This is a genomic window from Paenibacillus sp. FSL K6-1096 (genome assembly GCF_037977055.1).
Lineage (GTDB): Bacteria > Bacillota > Bacilli > Paenibacillales > Paenibacillaceae > Paenibacillus_AQ.
The window spans coordinates 2,029,552-2,046,897 of sequence record NZ_CP150274.1; the positions used below are offsets into that span (position 1 = coordinate 2,029,552).

Genomic DNA, 17,346 nt, shown 5'->3' on the forward strand with positions numbered 1-17,346 from the left:
ACAGCGCGTGGAGTTGAAGGTTCTTCGTCATTGACGGGTCAGGTTACGCAGTCACGCCGGGGCTGATGCACTGGACGGCAGCCTTATTGCGGCTGAACGCCCCAGACCATAGTGCCATCCAGGTAGAGGGTGACACGGTTCCAGTCGGTGAAGGCTGTTTTAGTTGGATCGTAGGAGTAATCATCCACCTCATTGTAGCTGCTCCAATCCGTCTTGTTGACGCGCAGCTGGATCTCGCCGGTGTTCGCACCCGGTGCGAGGCTGCCCGCGCCGGCGCTGAAGGAGATCTCCAGGTAATGGTCTGCGCCCGTCACCGCCGGATTCAGCTTCACGAAGCTGCCCAGCACGTTGCTGCCGCCAAGCGTGGCGTAATCGACATTGAACTGCTGAGGCTTCTCGCCGTCAATCGTGTAGTAGTACCGGACCTTAACCTTGCTGAGATCCACCGCCGTAGTCCCGTTATTCACAATCCGCAGCTGCGGACGGAATTGCGGATCGGTGGCGTTCGTATCATTGGTACGGTATTGAACCACCAGGTTGGCGGCAACAGGTGTAGCTGTCGGTGCCACCGTTGGTGTAGGGGTAGCTGTCGGCGTCGGGGTAGCCGTTGGCGTTGCTGTCGGTGTTACCGTCGCTGTTGGTGTAGCCGTTGCTGTCGGCGTAACAGTCGGCGTTGGTGTAGCCGTTGGTGTCGGTGTTGCCGTTGGTGTCGCGGTCGGTGTAGCTGTTGCTGTCGGTGTCGGTGTCGGACCGCTGCCGCTGTTGATTAACCGGTCATATTCGGCATAGGCAGTAGCCATGTCCACCTGTGACCAGAAGCGGTGATAAGTGAACTCAGGTGCACCGTTGTCCCAGATCTTAGTTGCTGTGTTGTAGGAGGTATTATATTTGTCTTCCAGGTAACTCCACTTGGGATCGTTCTTGATGTCCGGGAGAATATCGGTGTAGCTGGCATAGACGCCGTTGCCTCCCTTGGCCGGATCAGACGGTACAGTCGAGTTGCCCGGGATGGTATTGCCCTGGCCGAAGGTACCGCTCCAGCCTGCCGGGAAATAGACCTCTTTGGTGAAGAAGCGGAAATAATCCGCACGCTTCTCCACGGTGGTGATTCCCAGGCCGTCATTATAGCCCCAGGCGGTGTCCAGCAGGGACTTGGCCAGCTGTGAAGCTGTGTTGCCAAGCGTAGTGTAGCTGCCGTGCTCCGCTTTAGTGCCTGCTGCGAAAAAGGTAAGTGCTTTAACATAGCTGCCCAGCACCCCGGCATCCTGCCCCGGATCTTTGGTGACTGCCTTCAGGCCACTGTTGCCGTTGAAGGAGCTGAACCCGCTCCAGGTATTCGGCTGGCCGGACCATTCCACATTGCCCGGAAGCCAGAACTCGCCGGGTGCGGATACAGTGGCAACCTGGGCATTGGTTCCGCCCAGAATCCGGTTGCCCTGCTGATCCAAGTAATAGCCGGCCGCATCCGATACCGGACGGCTGTCAGCAAAAACATAATCCTTAGACCAGTCAATCCAGTTCTCAATGACCCGTTTGGCCATTTTGAAGTTATCTGAGGTGGTATCCCCGCTGGAAGCCAGGATGTAGTACAGCTCAGCCATCCGCTCCATACTCCAGGACTGCATCCCGAACCAGTTGTTGGATGGCGGGTCATGGTACACAGGGGCCTCTTCGTAGGCCATGCCGTAGAAGGTGCTTTTGCCGGCTGGGTAAGCGCTGTATGAGCCGCCGTAGCTGTTGGTCGCACCGCCCGCAATCGCGCCTTCAGCGGATTGGAGCCAGTTGTAGAATTCAAGCTGGCGGGTCAGCGAGGTGGCCCAGTCCGTTCCGGCTGTGGCCGAAGCCGGGATCAAGCCGCCTGCTGCGGTAGACAGCGCATAAGCTGCCACCACGTTCTGGTATCCCTGGTGCGCATGGCTGGCGCCGATTCTCCAGGCCCAGTCTCCGCCGCTGCCCAGACCGCCGCCCCAGGCCGTATACCAAGCCAGCAGGTATTGGCTGGAATCCTTGCCGGTTCCCGGCTGCGGCGAGCCATTAGCAGCACTGCCGATCTTCTGGAAGTACTTGTCGTACATGCCGTAACGCAGGAAGTCGCCCATTTTCTTGGCTTTGTTCAGGTAGACCGGATTGTTGTAGCCCAGGTCCTTGGCCCAATACATCGCCTGCACAGCGCGTGCATCGGCGTCTGTAGCATTCGTGTAGCGCCATTGGGCTGATGGCGCGCTATTTTCCTTGGTGAACAGGCTCATGAAGCCTTCATTCGGCTTGCCGAATGTCTTGTCATCCTGTGAAGGATGGGACACGGCCTCCCAGACCGATTCCTGCACGCCGCGCTGGAAGGTATTCACATAACTCGCGATATGCGTGGGATTCAGCAGATTGCCGAAGCCGTACCAGTTGTCCACGTCCACCAGCCAGTGCATCAGATAGGTCTGGTTGTTGCCGTAGGTGGCCTTCAGCTCCGCATCCAGCGGGTCCTTGCCCGGAGTGTACTTGCCGTTCAGCTCACTTGGATACTGATCCGGCTGCGGATGCTCTGCAGCGTAGGTGGCCGGGCTGTTCGGGTTGTAGCTGCTCATGGTCGGCTGCTCCTGTACACCGTCGCCTTCGTTAATCGGAATAATGTATTTCTCCATATTGTCCCAGGCCGATTCGAGCTTGCTCCAGTCCCCGGTATTATAGCCGTACAGCACTTCAAGCCACATCCAGTAGCTGTACGCTTCGGAGGTCGTCATATGCCCATAGTTGGGGGCCTCGCTCAGCAGAGTCTCCACCGCATGGTACGGGATGCCCTCTGACGAGAAATAGCCGCTGGCCGGGTCCTTTAATTGATCATATAATTGCAGGAATCTGGTCTTCTCCACCGACGCCGCCTTGGCTGTTCCCGGATGGAAATTGATAATCCCGCTGGTGAGAGACAGGGTGAGAACGGCAGTCAGCGCGATGGAAAGCGGTTTCTTGAATGAACTCAGCTTCATCATTTCGGCATTCTTCCTCTCTGGAATGGTTTTAGGGTTCGAGGCCCCAGACTAGCGTTCCTCCGCGGTACAGGGTGACTTTGTCCCAATCCGCGAAGCTTGCTTGAGTTCCTCCGTAGGAATAGTCGTTGCTCTCATTGTAAGCTGTCCAATCTGTCTTGTTGAAGCGCACCTGAATCTCTCCGCTGTCCGCTCCCGGAGCCAAACTTCCTGCCCCTGCGGCAAAAGAAATCTCCAAATACGAATCAGCCAGCGCCGCAGGCGTACTCAGCTTCCCGAAGGTTCCGCTCACGTTGCCGCTGCCGACCTGGGCGTAGTCACAATGGAATTCCTGCGGCTTGTCCCCATCCAAGGTGTAATAATAGCGCAGCTTCAGACCGCTGAGCGGAATGGTCTCGGTTCCCGTATTCACAATCCGGAACTGGCTGCGGATCTGGGAATCCCCGGGATTCGTGTCATTGGTGCGGTACTGCACACGCAGAGCGCCGGCAGGCACCGTAATCTCGCGCGGCTTCGCGGTCACCTGGACAGACGCTGTACTCTCGCCTACACTGTTCGATGCGGTCACCACATAGTAATAGTCCACTCCGTTGGTCAGCCCGCTGTCATTGTAGACCGCCCCGGTTACCGTAGCAATCGCAGTGTACGGTCCGCCGCTGACCAGCGATCGCTTGACCGTATAACTGGAAGCGCCGCTGACCGGCGTCCAGCTCAGGGCTACGCTGGCATTGCCAGGCACAGCCTGGAGGCCGGACGGACGGGCCGGAACCTGCGGCTGGCCGGGGTTGCCGCCGCCGGAAGGCTGCTCCCCGTACACTTTGACCCCTGCATCGAATACAGGAATATACGGGTTCTTCGTGGCGGAAGAGGCATTGGCGGCTACTCCCTGGAAGGAGAAGTCATTGCTGTTGTCCCAGAAGGTCGTATTCAGCGGTCCGGCAATGCGGAACTGGACCTCCTTGCGGTAAGCGGATTGTCCGCCCGGATAGATCGGGGTGCCGGAGAAATCAATTTTGGTGTAGTAGATATGATTCGCTGCATCGTGAGGCAGCAGCTGCGAGACGGTTGCCCCCTGGTTATAGCCTCCAGCAGTAACTGTAATATCTTCGGGTCCATACCCTGCGGCAACGGCTTCACTGATGTCCAGATAGTAGTTGAACGACAGCTGGCTGCTGGAGCGGGCCGGCCAGCCCGAGCGGTTGTTCAGAATCGCGCGGATCTCCACAAAATTGCTGCCGCTGGCATTCACCGAAGTCTCGGTGAACATCTCATCCTCGCGCGTTTCAGGTGCAGGGAAGTTCGCGAGCGGCTGCTGGCCCTGCCCGTGGAGCATCATCATCCGCGCCAGGGAGCCGGTGAAGGCTGAATTGTAATCGGTTGCAACTTCGTTGGAGACATAGTCACTGATCGAGTCGGTATAGGCATCCGTCTGGGATGGCCCGCCGACCAGAGCGCCGTACAGCACATGGCGGTGGTTCGCAGGAGTGGTCTGGCTGTCGGCCCAGGAGCCGTGTGAGGTCCGGTGATGGGGATGCTTGGGCGCATTCTCACCGAAGCCGATGACGTAGCTGCTATTGCGCGGATTATCGCCGAGCATATAGTTGATCTGCCGCTCAGCGAAGGTCTGGGCGGTATTCTTTTTCACAGGATCAGTCACCCAGTCTGCATAGACAAAAGCCAGGAAGGCATGGTTCGCCGCATACCGCAGCGCACCCCATTGATCCAGATGGGCCAATCCGCCCGGCGTATACGTCACCCGGTCAGAGGTTCCATTAACCCCGGTCGTCCAGAACTGCATGTTCCGTTCCGTAGACTCAATGAACTTGGGGTCATTCGTGATCCGGGACAGCAGCAGCTGCGCACCGTAGTGCTTATCATCCCAGGATTGGGTCCATTGATAGCCCCAGTCCCCGGCCTGATTCGTGCCCCACAGATCGCTGGCGGCGACAGCCTTGTCGAGATAGCTCTGCTCGCCGGTTGCCAGATACAGCCATACCCCGCCCCAGCTTAGTTCATCGGCATAGCTGCTCCACGAGTTGTAATACTGCTTGGCATCGGTAATAACATCGGAGTAAGCTCCCCGGTACGTATCGGCGAAATTGTATAATTGCTTGGCGTGGACCAGAAGCTTGTCCGCATATACGGGATCTGAATCCTTGAAAATAATCGAAGCCGAGGCCAGAGCAGCGGCAGTCTCCGCAGCGAGATCAGAGCCCGGATGCGCCGCATCGATCTTATAGGCCGGGCGCGCCATCGGCATGACCTCCGCAGGTCCCCACCAGTTATGATCGGCTGTTCCGTTGCCCACCTGGCCCCACAGCTCATTCGGCGCAGTATGCGCTTTCACAAAATAGTCAGTGGCCCAGCGGATATTATCCAGAATCTCATCCAGCTGCCCGGATTGCACATAACCGTCCTTGTACTCATAGACCGACCAGGCCAGCATCGTAGCGGTATAGGCCATCGGAAATCCGAATTTCACGTGATCTCCCGCATCATACCACCCTCCGGTCAGATCATGGCCGACATCCGCGCCGTCCTGCAGCCCCGAGTCGCCTCTCCATTCCACGCGGTTGTTCTCCGGCAGCTCGCCGGAACGCTGGGTCTCATAGAAATAGATGGATTTCTGCAGCGCTTCTGCATAGTTGAATCCTGCCGATGCAGCTTCGCTGACCGAGGGGCGGACCGCCGTCCCCGAAACAATCGTACAGGCTAACATTAGACTTAGCGTTGCGATAAAGCCGGTCTTCCGTTTGCTTTGTTTCATCCTTTCTCATCTCCCTTCGATTTCTTGTCCGTCCATCCAGCCCTGCTGGATACACGAACAAATACCTCCCCGGTGTCCTTCACAGACCTTCAGCCGCAATCTCCCATCTACCGCCTCCTTATTACAAATTAAGGAAAACAAATCCCTATCTACACATATACCACATACAGGAATTTAATTCTATATATTTACAATTATTTTTGTGAAAAATATACGTATTCCAGCAAAAACATCCGATATCCAGCATATTTATCATCTGCGGGCTGTTCCTGTTCGTCGAATCGGCTCTAAAAGAACAAAATTAACCTAAGCGGGTAAACCACGCTGGAGCTTAGACACACTCAAAGAAAACCTCATGTTACTCCATTCTCCCGCAAATTCGCATACATCCGATCCGCGCAGGCTCATTCGGCGTAATGTGATCGGTTTTTCGACTACATTCCGCCCGCTCGCCCCCATCCGCCGCAATGTAATCGGTTTTTCGATTACATTCGGCCGGCTCGCCCCCATCCGCCGCAATGTAATCGGTTTTTCGATTACAATCCTTCCGCTCGCCCTCATACGCCCCAATGTGGTCGGTTTTTCGATTACATTCGGCCGGCTCGCCCCCATCCGCCGCAATGTAATCGGTTTTTCGATTACAATCCTTCCGCTCGCCCTCATCCGCCCCAATGTGATCGGTTTTTCGATTACATTCCGCTCACACGCCTACTAGTCCGCAATACTTGCCCGCACAAAAAGACCACCGTATCAAAAACATACGGTGGTAAGAGTTACTGCCCGCGCCGCAGCTGCTGGTTGTGGCGAATCTTCGCCTCATTGCCCTGCTCGGTGGCCTGATAGAACACCCTCCTGGAAATCGTCTTCGGCAGATAATCCTGCTTCACATAATGGCCGGGAAAGTTGTGCGGGTACTGGTAGCCCTCGTGGCCGAGCTGGGCGGCCCCTTTGTAATGCGTATCCCGCAGATGCAGCGGCACCTCGGCCGACTTCAGCTCCTCCAGGGTGCCCATGACGTTCGCGATCGCCTTCACCACCCCGTCCGACTTCGGACTCTCCACGGCGAAGAGAATCGCCTGGGCAATATTCAGCTTCGCCTCCGGCCAGCCGTTATTGCGGTAGGCCTCCAGCGCGCTGACTGCCTGGACCATCGCCTGGGGATTCGCCAGGCCGATATCCTCGCTGCTGGCGGCGATCAGGCGGCGGATGAAGGTCATCGGGTCCATCCCGAGCTTCTCCACCGCATAGAGGAACCAGAACAGGGCCGCATCGCTGGACCCGCGGATGCTCTTGTGAAAAGCGGACAGCACATCATACTGCGTAGACTCGTCCGCCTTCACAATCGGGCGGCGGATCGACTCCTCCGCCACCTCCAGCGTAATATGCACGCTGCCGTCCTTCTCCGGGGCAGTCGTCATCGCCGCCAGCTCCAGCGCGTTCAGGGCGCGGCGGATATCGCCGTTCGCCATCGCGGCGATATGCTCCAGCGCGTCCTCATCCGCCTTCAGGTCCATGAATCCGAGGCCCCGCTGCTCATCGGCCAGCGCCCGCTTCATGGCCAGCAGGCTGTGCCCGCTGCTCAGAGGCTCCAGCTGGAACAGGGTCGAGCGGCTCATTAAGGCCCCGTTCACATAGTGGAACGGGTTCTCCGTGGTCGCGCCGATGAAAATAATCGTCCCCTGCTCCACCGCCGGCAGCAGCGCATCCTGGCGGGAGCTGTTGAAGCGGTGCACCTCGTCCAGAAACAGAATCGTCTTCGAGCCATACAGCGCCTTGTTGCTCTGGGCGCGTTCAATGACCTCACGCACATCCTTCACCGAGGCCTCCACCGCATTCAGCCGTACAAATTCACCTTGAGTGTGGTGCGATATGATATGGGCCAGGGTGGTTTTGCCGCAGCCCGGAGGCCCGTACAGCAGGATCGAGGACACCTGGTCCGCCTCAATCGCTCTGCGCAGCAGCTTGCCCTTGCCTATAATATGCTCCTGCCCGATATATTCGTCGAGATTGCCGGGCCGCATCCGGTCGGCAAGCAGCCGGCCGTTCCCGTTGTCTTCTCCCAGCGAGAATAGATCCATCCCTACACTTCCTTGCTGTCATCTGAAATTTCGATAGAATAACTACACTTCTTCTATCATACCATATCTGCACCTTACCTTAAAAAGAGCATGACCTCGCCGCCACCGGCGGGAGCCATGCTCTTTGTTCTATAAATTAGAACTCATATGTTTACTAGAACTCATATCTTGGCAAAATCCCAGACTAGCTGTTCACGGCCAGCCGCATCTTGGAGATGATCTTGCGGATGCTTTCTTCCGACAGATGATATTTCTTCTGCAGCTCGTTCACCGAGCAGCCGCTGCGGTGCTTGCAGAAAATCTCTTCATTGCGGGCGGCAATCTCCTGCCGGGAGCCGCTGTTCTCGCCCCACCTTACCCGCTCTTCCGCTCTCTTCGGGATGTAGAGCAGCTCACCCTGTATGTAGCCCTGCAGCTCTTCGAGCAGCCCCGGGGGGAGCACATCCCTTCCATTGACGTAACTCACGTTTCGTTTCCTCCTTCAACAGGTGTGTTCCGATAGGTCCGATCACTGCATGATTCTTGTTAATCATTGCACCTGCCTCCTTCCTTCTCCTCATATTTGGTAAAAACCCTAAATTCATTATATTAAACCCTGCGGGCAGCGTCTACATTCATCGTTAATCTGCGGTCGGTCAGTAGTTGGTCAGTGTCATTCTATATATTGAAGTCAGCGCAATTACACCGCCGCTGCTTATACATAAGGAGGCCTTGCGGCCTCCCGTTAATCAGGTCTCCGTCTTAGACGGAAACCACCTCGTATTCTGAAAACATGTCGTCATCAGCCTCCTTCCAGAAGTAATCTTGCCCGGCCGGACACTTATTATTAAGCCACAGGCCGCCCGGGGTTACAAGTTCAAGAATAATTATAATCGTTCTCCACCTGAAAAATAACGCAGGGCTTACGTTTATGCGCAAGGAATTTGAGCGTATTTCATACCAAAAAATTTTGACGAAAAACTTATTATTCAGTCGATTAATGTCGAAATATATATTAAATTATCTAGTTACTTTGAGATATGGAAATATTTTTAACGGGTATCCATTCAGAATTTCAGGAGGAACTTCCATGACAACACCGAAAAAAACTGCCAAGCGCCTATTCCGGATTACGAAGCTCCGCACCGAACTGATGCTCCTGATCATCACAGCAATTGTGCTGCCTTCTCTGGCGCTGGTCGGCATCTCCACCCAGACCTCGGAATCGGCCTTGCGCTCCAAAATGGAAGATACCACCCGTTCCAGCATTCACCTTCTGGATAAAACACTCTCGCAGCTGGTCCTCCTGGAGAGCGCAGGCGTGAATGAGCTGGCCTATCAGATGAGCAGCGCTGACCTTTCGGCCAATCCGGCCGGACTGCGGAAGCTGATCGACAAGTTCAAGGAGGAGCATCCTGAAGTGGATATCGTGGCGCTGGGCAACGAGGAGGGCAAATATATGTTTGCGCCGGACTCCAACCCGGATAACTACGATCCGCGCGTACGCGACTGGTACATAGATGCGCTCAAAACGCCGGAGAAGACCTCGGTGATCGATCCGATTTTCTCCAAAGTCACGAACAGCTATATCCTGCCGGTGTCCAAGGCGTTCCCGGACGGTAAAGGGGCAATTACAATCAGCATCAGCATGAACGAGCTTATGGAGCTGGCCAAGAATGTGACCCTGGGTGACAGCGGTTATGTGTTCATTCTGGACGGCAACAACAAGGTGGTCTATCATCCATCCATAGAGATTGGGGCGGAAGCGGGCAGCGCAATGACAGCTGGAACCGACTCAGGCCCGGCAGGCAAAATCTCCTACAGGGATGCTTCCGCCGATACGCAAATGGACGGCTTCTACATCACCAATGAGCTGACCGGCTTCACCCTGGCGGGGGTGCTGCCGGAGAATGAATATACCAGAGCCGTCTACCCGATTGTGTACAAGTCCGCCATTGTCCTGGTAGCAGCGCTGCTGGCTGCGGCAATCATCACCTTCCTGATTATCCGCCGGATTACCGGGCCGGTTGAACGCCTGAACCGTTCCGCCAAGCGGGTCAGCGAAGGCTATCTGGATGAATCAGTCCAGACGGACCGCCGGGATGAGATCGGCGAGCTGGCCGGCAATTATAATCTTATGGTCGCTTCCCTGCGGACCATGGTGCAGGAGGTGGCCGAGACCTCCGGCCAGCTCGCCGCTGCCAGCGAACAGCTGACCGCCAGCACAGCCGAGAACAGCAAGGCGGTCGAGTATGTCACAGAGCTGGTGGAAGACTCCACCCGGGGTGTGGAGACCCAGGCCTACGCCTCTGCTGAGGTGGCGACCACGATGGAGGAGATGTCCACCGGCATCCAGAAGATTGCCTCCGCTTCCGAGGCGATTGTGAATGCAGCCCTGCTGACGGAGAAGGATGTCTCCGCAGGCAGCGCCAGCATGCAGGAGGTCGGGACGCAGATGAAGACGATCCGCGAGTCGGTGCAGCAGTCCGGCGCCCTGATCGCCAAGCTGAACGGATTAAGCGCCAGCGTCGCCGAGACCAGCACGGCGATTGCCGCCATAGCCAAGCAGACCAATCTCCTGTCGCTGAATGCCGGCATTGAAGCGGCCCGCGCCGGAGAACACGGCAAAGGCTTTGCGGTGGTAGCCGGCGAGGTGCGCAAGCTGTCCGAGGCCACGAACCTCAGCGCCGGACAGATCCAGGAGACCATCACCGAGATGGTCGGCCTGATTGCCAGCGCCTACGAGGTCATGAAGGATCAGGTGGCCCATGATGTGGAGCAGGGCATGGCGCTCACGCTGGAAGCAAGCGAAGCCTTCCGGCAGATTGAACAGTCCACCCGCCAGGTGGGCGAGCAGATCCATGAGGTCTCCGCGATCACGGAGCAGATGTCCGCCAGCAGCTCCGAAGTGACCGCATCGGTACAGGAGATGGCTAATATCGCCCGGGCGGCGCTGGATTCCTTCCAGAGCGTTACGGCAGCTACAGAAGAGCAGCTGGCTTCCATGGAGGAGATCACCTCCTCCGCTTCAGCGCTCTCCGGCATGGCTGCGGAGATGCAGGGGCAGGTGGAACGGTTCCAGTTCGATACGAAGGACAAGGCCTGATTCACTGATATACGAAAAATACAAAGAAACCTCCCGCTGGAGCTGGCTATCCCGTCTGCCAGTCCAAAAGGAGGTTTCTTTATGTGTGTATCAGGAGGCAGTCTCGTCGCCGGTCAGCTGTATATAAGGCGGAAGTGCGCCGTCATGCAGCAGCCACAGCTCATGCAGCGCACGCGTACAGCCGACATACATCAGCTTGGCATCCCAGGCTGCCGCCCCGTAATGGGTGCTGTCCGCGTCTGCCAGGATGACGGCATCGAACTCCAGCCCCTTGGACAGGTAGACCGGCAGCACCGACAAGCCGCCGCGGTATTCCGTCATGCTGCCGTCGATCAGATGAAGGTCATCGAACTGACTGCTAAGCTCAGCGTATAACTCTGAAGCTTCCCGCAGACTCCGGGTCAGCACGGCCACCGTGCGGTATTCGCGCCCGGACAGCTGGGCCAGCGCCTCGCGGATGGCGCGGAAGCGCTTGTCCTCCGCTCCCGCTGCTGCTTCCGGCTGCGCCTCGTCATAAGCGATCAGCCGCACCGGATTACCGCTGCGGAACACCGGCACAGCCAGCAGCTCACTGCCTACACCGGCAGAGAGAATGCCGTTGGCGAATTCAATGATCTCCATCGTTGAACGGTAGCTGCGGGTAAGCGCATGGTATGCAGTGTGCTCCGCGTCGAACAGTGTCTGCATCTCAGACCACTCATGTACGCCTTTATAAGCATGAATCCCCTGGGACAGGTCGCCCAGAATCGTGAAGGAATGTCCCTTCACGTACAGATCGAGTACAGCAATCTGGAACGGCGAGAAATCCTGCGCTTCATCGATAACGATGTGGTCGAAGCGTTCCGTGCCTTCACTGCCGTTCAGCAGATAATGAATATAGAGCAGCGGAGGAAGATCCTCCTCGCGCAGAATCCCCTTCTTCAGCTCCTTCACGGTCTCCTTCAGCACCGCTGGCGGGATCTCCTCCGGGGCCTCTGCCGGCCAGTCCTCCGGCACTTTCGCCGCCCGGAAGATCTGCTTGTAGATATTCAGCGGCTCGTATTTCGGCCACTTGGCGCCGTAGGCCTTCTCGCGCGCTGCGCCTTTCTTCTTGCGGTCCTTGAGTGCCGCAGCCGAAGGGCTTTTCTTCAGCTCCATCTCGATCCAGCGGTGAATCCGGGCCATTACCCGTTCCTTGCGCTTAGCCGGCGGATAAGGCGCGTATTCCTCGTTGTGCCAGCGCAGAATTACCGAGTGCTTCAGCACCGCCCCTTCCCAAGGACTGAAGTCCCCCTCAGGAACAGCGCTTGTCTCCAGCCGCTTCACGCTGGCTTCAATGACGCCCATCAGCGCGGTGGAGCCCTTGAAGCGTCCGGGGGTCTCCTCCGTGAGGACCGGCATCGCTCCGGCTGCCTCGAACCAGCGGCTCATGACCTCCGAGGCATCCTGCTCCGGCAGGGTGACATCAAGCACTCCGGCCGCCCAGTCCGGGAAGGTGCTCTGGGCGATGTTGCCGACCCCCAGCTCCGGCAGCACGTCAGAGATATAATCCAGGAACATGCGGTTCGGGGCGAAAATAATCATTTTCTCCGCCGAGACCTGTTCCTTGTACTGATACAACAAGAAGGCCAGCCGATGCAGCGCTACGGTAGTCTTGCCGCTGCCGGCCACGCCCTGGATAATCAGCGCCGTATTCTTCGCCGCCCGGATAATCTTGTCCTGCTCCTCCTGAATCGTCGAGACGATGTCCCGCAGCCGGTTATCCTTGTTCTCCCCCAGCCGGTAGACCAGGAATTCATCCGATACCGCCGGGGCATCGCTGTCCCGGTTATACGTATCCGCCACCCGCTCCAGAATCTGCTTGCGGATCACCACGTTGCGCTTCAGATAGACGAGTCCTTCAATCAGCCCCTCCGGTGCTTCATAAGAGGCCGGGTCCGTTCCTCCGGTAAACGAATAGAACAGGCTCGCCACCGGGGCCCGCCAGTCAATCACTAGCGGCCGGTCGCTTACCTGCTCGCGGTCTACGCCGATTTTGCCGATATACAGCGCCTTGCGCTCGTCCTCGTCACTGCCCTGGAAATCCAGCCGTCCGAAATACGGCTCCTGTCTCAGCTTGGCCAGATCCTTGCGCCGCTGCTCCCGCGAATCCTCCAGGACCTGCTCCGTGTAGTCGTGCCCCGTGTACACCGGTGTGTTGCGCAACCGCTCCAGAGTAGCGTCAATCTCCGTCAGGGTCGCGTTAAGCCTGTCTTCTTCCTCTTGATAGGCACTTTGAAAGTTGTCCTCCAATTTCAGTTACCTCCTAAAAGTTATGCGGGCATTCCCTTCCTGAATCACTACGAGCATAACTCGCTTCGGAAGCATGCACCTAAGTTGTGTGAGCAGTCCATCATATCACAACAGAACAGGGAACGCTATACTTTTCCTTCCAGCGGTCAGCCCATCAGCGCATGGAGCACGAAGTTGGCAACGAACAGGCCGGCGATGCCGTACAGTGCCAGAGGAACCTCCTTCCCCTTGCCTGTAGCCAGCTTCACTACGGGGTAGGTGATGAAGCCGAAGGCCATCCCGTCCACAATGCTGTAGGTGAAGGGAATCATGACCATAATGAGAAACGCCGGGAACAGCTCGGTCATATCTGCAAAATCCATCTCCCGCACACTCTGCACCATCAGCCCGCCGATAACGATCAGGATGGGCGCGATGGCACTGTCGGGCACATAAGCCAGCAGCGGGATGAACAGGAAGGTTGCGCCGAAGAGCAGGCCGGAGACCAGCGAAGTGAAGCCGGAGCGCCCGCCTGCAGCAATCCCGGCAGTGGATTCCGCCGCGGCTACCACCGGGCTGCTGCCGAACAGGCCTGCCGCAATGTTGGCGAGGGAGAGCGCCCGCAGACTGCTTTTGAAGCGTTCGGGACGTCCGGCCATCAGCGTCTGCGAAGAGATCAGGCCGATGTTCTCGAAGACCACAATCAGCAGCAGCAGGAACACGGCAATCCAGAAGACAAGGCTGATCCATCCGCTCCAGTCCATGCCGGCGAACACCCCGCCATACCCGCTGAACAGATGCCCGGAGCCGGTACTCTGCGGGGGATGAGCCGCTCCCAGCAGATAAGCCAGGGCTGTGCCCGCAATCATACTGATCAGCAGGCCGCCGCGCGTGCCACGGATGAACAGCACCAGTGCCAGCAGCAGCGTAACCACCGAGGTGATGACGGCCGGATCGCTGAAATGCCCGATGGCGACGAAGGTGGTGGCATGGGCAATGACAATCCCGCTCTTTTGCAGGCCGATGAATGTCAGGAACAGCCCGATGCCCACCGTAATCGCATGCTGCAGGTTATGCGGAATCGCATCGCTAAGAATGCGGTAGAGCGAGGTGAAGGCCACGACGGCAAAGAGTACTCCGGTTACCACCACCACGGCCAGCGCTTCCCGCCAGTCGAGCTTCATGGAATGCACCAGGGTATAAGTGAAAAAAGCATTGATCCCCATGCCGGGGACCACGATAATCGGTGTTTTGCCGCCAAACGCCATCAGCAGGCAGCCTGTTACCGCTGTCAGAAGGGTGGCAACCATTCCGGCGCGCAGCGGCATCCCCGCATCCTGCAGAATCGCCGCATTGACCATTACAATATATACTGAAGCAAAATAAGCCAGGATACCGGCCGACACTTCCCGTTTCCAGTTGTCGCCGGGCTCCATCCCCAGGCTATTCCGCCAAAACTTCGCTTTCATGTCTTAACCTCCGCTATTGAACGTAAACTTAAAGTTCATCTTGTATAATGTCCAATTCAAGCCGTAATAAAAGGGCATACAGCCGGAAGCCGGCTACACACCCTTTTATCTTCAATCCTGATTAGACTTTATTCAAATGTAATGCCGCCGGAAGCCAGCAGCTCACGTACCGTTACACTGACCATAATCAGCCCGACCACAGGCGGTACAAAAGAGTTGCTGGCCGGAGGCTGCTTCGCCTTGCGCCGGTCGGGCGCATTCGCCGGAACAATCTGCTCCGTGACATCCTCCCGCGGCTTCACCGGAGTCTCGGTAGAGAATACCACCTTAACTCCTTTCTTAATGCCTTCCTTGCGCAGCTTCGTGCGGATCACCCGGGCAATCGGGTCCACAGTCGTCTTGGAGATGTCAGCCACCTGGAAGCGGGTCGGGTCCATTTTGTTGGCCGCCCCCATGCTGGAGATCATCGGGATCTTCCGGGCCAGACATTCCTTAATCAGATGAATCTTATAGATAATTGTATCCGAAGCGTCAATGACATAGTCCAGCTTGTACTTGAACAGCTCCTCATAGGTCTCTTCGGTGTAGAACATATTAAGCGCAATAGCTTCGCACTCGGGATTAATCAGCTTGATGCGCTCGACCATCAGATCGGTTTTGTTCTGGCCGATGGTCGTTGTCAGCGCATGGAGCTGCCGGTTGATGTTGGTAATGTCCACGGAATCCTTGTCAATCAGGATAATCCGGCCGATGCCGGTCCGGGCCAGTGCCTCCACCGCCATAGCGCCGACGCCGCCGATCCCCAGCACCGCAACCGTGCTGTTCTTCAGGACCGCCAGGCCTTCGGGCCCAATCGCCAGCTCTGTACGCGAGAACTGATTCAGCATGAGGTCAGCCTCCTATGATTTATTTCTTGTCTTTCTCCGGCTTCGGCGCCAGCTTGATGTGAAGCTGCTCCAGCTGTCCGGCATCTACCGGAGACGGCGCATCCATCAGCAGGTCTGTAGCGCTTGCCGTCTTAGGGAAGGCAATGGTCTCGCGCAGATTGGTACGACCGGCCAGCAGCATAATCAGACGGTCGAAGCCGAACGCGATGCCGCCGTGTGGCGGCGTGCCGTATTCAAAGGCATCCATCAGATAGCCGAACTTCTCATAAGCCAATTCCTGCGTGAAGCCGAGCGCATTGAACATTTTCTCCTGAACGTCACGCTTGTAGATACGCTGGGAGCCGCCGCCTACCTCGTAGCCGTTCAGCACCAGGTCATACGCCTGCGCGCGGATTGCGCCCGGATCAGTATCGAACAGATGCAGGTCTTCATCCATCGGGCGTGTGAACGGGTGATGCTCCGCCACATAACGCTTCTGGTCTTCATCGTACCCGAGCAGCGGGAACTCAGTCACCCAGGCGAATTTGAATACACTGTCGTCGATCAGACCGAGCTGACGGCCGATCTTCAGGCGCAGTGCGCCAAGCACATCCGCAACTACCTTCTTCGTGTCAGCGGAGAACAACAGCAGGTCGCCTTCTTCAGCGCCGGTACGCTCTCTCACGGCTGCGATCTCCTCTTCGGAGAAGAACTTCACGATCGGCCCCTTGAATTCGCCGTCTTTGACCTGAATCCAGGCCAGTCCCTTCGCGCCGTAACGGGCCGCATACGGTCCGAGATCGTCAATCTCCTTACGGGTCCAAGTGCCGCAGCCCTTGGCGTTGAGGCATTTCACCTCTCCGCCCTTCTCAATCACGGAAGCGAATACCTTCACGCCGCTCCCGGCAACGATATCGTTCATCTCTACCAGCTCCAGACCAAAGCGCAGGTCCGGCTTGTCCGAGCCGTATTTGCCCATCGCTTCAGCATAGGTCAGCCGCTGGAACGGTGCGGATACCTCTACCCCAACCGTCTCCTTCAGCAGGCGCTGCATCAGCTTCTCCATCATCGCCAGCAGCTCATCCTGCGGCATGAACGAGGTCTCGATGTCGAACTGGGTGAATTCCGGCTGGCGGTCAGCGCGCAGGTCCTCGTCGCGGAAGCAGCGGGCCATCTGGTAATAACGCTCGATGCCGCCGACCATCAGCAGCTGCTTGTAGATCTGCGGCGACTGCGGCAGCGCGAAGAATTCGCCTTCATGCACACGGCTCGGCACGAGATAGTCACGGGCGCCTTCCGGCGAGCTTTTGGTCAGAATAGGAGTCTCTACATCAATGAAGCCCTCGCCATCCAGGAAGTCACGGAAAATCTTCGCCGCCTTGGAACGGAGCAGCAGCGTCTTGTGCATCTCCGGACGGCGCAGATCGAGGTAGCGGTACTTCATACGCAGGGATTCGTCCACCTCTACCCCGTCTTCGATGAAGAATGGCGGTGTCTTGGCCGCATTCAGTACTTCGATATCCGTAATCTGCACTTCAATCTCACCGGTCGGCAGGTTGCGGTTAACGGTCTCCTCATCGCGCTTCACCACCGTACCGCTCACGGCCAGCACGTATTCACTGCGCACCTTATCGGCAATCTGCAGCGCTTCGCCGGAATAGTCCGGGTTGAAGACAATCTGTACAATCCCTGTCCGGTCGCGCAGGTCAATGAACAGCACGCCTCCAAGGTCACGGCGGGTCTGTACCCAGCCGTTCAGTGTTACTTTCTCGCCGATGCTCGCTGTCGTTAATTGTCCGCAGTTATGACTTCTGGTCATCTTTTATCCTACCCCTTCATGATTAAAATTACCT

The 17,346-nt window shown here is 57.2% G+C and carries 9 protein-coding genes; 1 reads left to right on the plus strand and 8 read right to left on the minus strand.

All coding sequences use genetic code 11. The annotated features are described in order from the left end of the window. Positions 1–83: 83 nt before the first annotated feature. The 4 genes from MHI24_RS08910 to MHI24_RS08925 form a co-directional block, all read right to left on the minus strand. Positions 84–2,978 carry a glycoside hydrolase family 48 protein gene (locus tag MHI24_RS08910; RefSeq protein ID WP_340026641.1) on the minus strand — a complete coding sequence of 965 codons (2,895 nt, stop codon included), beginning with the start codon at positions 2,976–2,978 and terminating at the stop codon, positions 84–86. Positions 2,979–3,009: 31 nt separating this feature from the next. Then, positions 3,010–5,745: a glycoside hydrolase family 9 protein gene (locus MHI24_RS08915; protein WP_340025283.1), complete on the minus strand. Its 2,736-nt coding sequence runs from the start codon at positions 5,743–5,745 to the stop codon at positions 3,010–3,012. A 773-nt stretch (positions 5,746–6,518) separates the two neighbouring features. After that, on the minus strand, positions 6,519–7,823 hold the full coding sequence (locus MHI24_RS08920) for a replication-associated recombination protein A (protein WP_340025284.1): 1,305 nt from the start codon (positions 7,821–7,823) through the stop codon (positions 6,519–6,521). A 184-nt stretch (positions 7,824–8,007) separates the two neighbouring features. Continuing rightward, positions 8,008–8,289: a CD3324 family protein gene (locus tag MHI24_RS08925; RefSeq protein ID WP_340025285.1), complete on the minus strand. Its 282-nt coding sequence runs from the start codon at positions 8,287–8,289 to the stop codon at positions 8,008–8,010. Positions 8,290–8,892: 603 nt separating this feature from the next. On the opposite strand from MHI24_RS08925, the gene MHI24_RS08930 reads away from it, so the two are divergent. Then, entirely contained in the window at positions 8,893–10,908 is a 2,016-nt protein-coding gene (locus MHI24_RS08930; protein ID WP_340025286.1) for a methyl-accepting chemotaxis protein, read from the plus strand. Between the two features lie 90 nt (positions 10,909–10,998). Here MHI24_RS08930 and MHI24_RS08935 read toward each other — a convergent pair whose 3' ends face one another. From MHI24_RS08935 to aspS, 4 genes are all read right to left on the minus strand, one after another. After that, positions 10,999–13,179, minus strand: coding sequence for a UvrD-helicase domain-containing protein (locus MHI24_RS08935; protein WP_340025287.1), 2,181 nt, complete (start codon positions 13,177–13,179; stop codon positions 10,999–11,001). Positions 13,180–13,325: 146 nt separating this feature from the next. Then, positions 13,326–14,627 carry an NCS2 family permease gene (locus MHI24_RS08940; RefSeq protein WP_340025288.1) on the minus strand — a complete coding sequence of 434 codons (1,302 nt, stop codon included), beginning with the start codon at positions 14,625–14,627 and terminating at the stop codon, positions 13,326–13,328. Positions 14,628–14,755: 128 nt separating this feature from the next. Next, complete coding sequence (locus tag MHI24_RS08945; RefSeq protein WP_340025289.1) at positions 14,756–15,514, minus strand: tRNA threonylcarbamoyladenosine dehydratase; 759 nt, start codon at positions 15,512–15,514, stop codon at positions 14,756–14,758. 19 nt (positions 15,515–15,533) lie between these two features. Next, positions 15,534–17,312, minus strand: coding sequence for an aspartate--tRNA ligase (gene aspS / locus MHI24_RS08950; protein WP_340025290.1), 1,779 nt, complete (start codon positions 17,310–17,312; stop codon positions 15,534–15,536). Positions 17,313–17,346: the final 34 nt, after the last annotated feature.